We start from the raw sequence: 2,242 nt of genomic DNA, 5'->3' as shown, positions 1-2,242 counted from the left end.
AAACTTCCTTAATCCGTGCATTTACATTCTTGATATTATCATCAAGACCAGTAAATGCACTACCAACATTATCAAAACTAGCACTTGCTACCGAACCATCCGTATCAACCTTCGATAACTTGTAGGTTGGTCCTGTAAACGTACCGCCAACAAATTTTGCATCACCACCAAGGAATTTAGCTACATTCTGAGAAATCGTGTTGATCTGACTACCATTAATCGCATCATGTGAACTCTCACCAATGGTACCATCTTTTACATTATGAAGTGCAACTGGTCCTGCATCCTTACCTTTTCCTAAAGTTACACTCGTGTAATCAATGCTGCCATTATCATCATCTTTTTTATCGTAATGAACCACTGCTGAATCATCAGACTGAAGGCTGCTGGAAAGATCCTTCAGACTTTTATCAAGCTGATCTTTATTAACAGCTTCATTACCTCTCACGGCTTCCTTCACACCGGAAAGCGTCCGATCTACTTTGTCTTTATTTGCAATATTGAGTTCTGTACCTTCTACTTCTTTACCAATATTGATAACTTTCGTCTTATCATCCTGCTTGGCAAGACTATCACTCACTACATTCGTTACATCATTATGAACATTCGTGATAGAACTCGCAACACCAGCAAATGCTTCCGCTACACTATTGTAAACCTTTTCCTCACCAGTGCTACCATCTTCATTGACAGTTTTAAGTTTGAATGTAGGCGCACTCCAAGTTCCATTCTCATAACTAGCGCCACCACCAAAATAGCTAGCAACCGTCCGATTGACTGAATAAAGCTGACCACCTGTAATAGCATCTGTTGATTTAGCGCTAATCTCACCATTTGCTAGAAACGTAATTCTACTGTTTTCTTGTGTCCTTACAGCTCTGCCTTTTTCTTCTTTGCTCTTTTCATGACGCGCTACAAAGGCATTGGCTTCCTTGCTCCAATTCAAAGAATCCTGCGCTACCCCTTCAGAAACTTCCTTAATCCGTGCATTCACATTCTTGATATTTGCATCAAGACCAGTAAATGCACTACCAACATTATTAAAAGAACTGTCTGTTATATTACCATCTGCATCAACCTTGGATAACTTGTAGGTTGGTCCTGTAAACGTACCGTCAACAAATTTTGCATCGCCACCAAGGAATTTAGCTACATTCTGAGAAATCGTGTTGATCTGACTACCATTAATTGCATCATGTGAACTCTCACCAATGGTACCATCTTTTACATTATGAAGTGCAACTGGTCCTGCATCCTTACCTTTTCCTAAAGTTACACTCGTGTAATCAATGCTGCCATTATCACCATCTTTTTTATCGTAATGAACAACAGCTGAATCATCAGACTGAAGATTGTTAGAAAGATCCTTCAGACTTGCATCAAGCTGCGCTTTATTGACTGCTTCATTGTCATTCTCTGCTGCCTTAACACCTGAAAGTGTCCGGTCTTCTTTGTCTTTATTTGCAATATTGACTTCTGTACCTTCTACTTCTTTACCAATAGTGATAACTTTCGTCTCATCATCCTGCTTGGCAAGACTATCACTCACTACATTGGTTACATCATTATGAACATTCGTGATAGAACTCGCAACACCAGCAAATGCTTCCGCTACACTATTGTAAACCTTTTCCTCACCAGTACTACCATCTTCATTGACAGTTTTAAGCTTGAAGGTGGGGGCAACCCATTTTCCATTTTCATAGCCAGCGCCTCCACCAAAATACGTCGCAACTGTTTGATTCATTGAATAAAGCTGGTTACCGGTAATCGCTTCTGTTGAACCTTTAGAAACTTCTCCATCTAAAAGAAACTTCAATTTGCTACTGCTTCCTTCCGTTCCATGCTTAGCTACAAACGCATTGGCTTCCTTACTCCAATTCAAAGAATCCTGCGCTACTCCCTGCGAAACTTCCTTAATACGTGCATTCACATTCTTGATATTATCATCAAGACCAGTAAATGCACTACCAACATTATTAAAAGAACTGTCTGTTATATTACCAGCTGCATCAACCTTCGATAACTTGTAGGTTGGTCCTGTAAACGTACTGCCAACAAATTTTGCATCACCACCAAGAAACTTGGCTAAATCCTGAGAAATCGTGTTGATCTGTCCACCCGTAATCGCATCATGTGAACTCTCACCAATGACACCATCTTTGACATTATGAAGCGCAACTGGTCCTGCATCCTTACCTTTACCTAAAGTCACACTGCTATAATCAGTTTTACCATCTGC

Annotated in this window: 1 pseudogene; it reads right to left on the bottom strand. The window is 40.1% G+C overall.

Going from position 1 to position 2,242, the window contains the following annotated elements:
* Window positions 1-2,242: pseudogene (locus ACFIK3_RS09280) on the bottom strand (hypothetical protein); the annotation flags it as partial.

The organism is Bartonella sp. CB10SXKL, from assembly GCF_042195515.1.
Classification (GTDB): Bacteria; Pseudomonadota; Alphaproteobacteria; order Rhizobiales; family Rhizobiaceae; genus Bartonella.
Note: the sequence above shows the minus strand (reverse complement) of the source record. Positions and strands in the feature narration are given on the sequence as shown.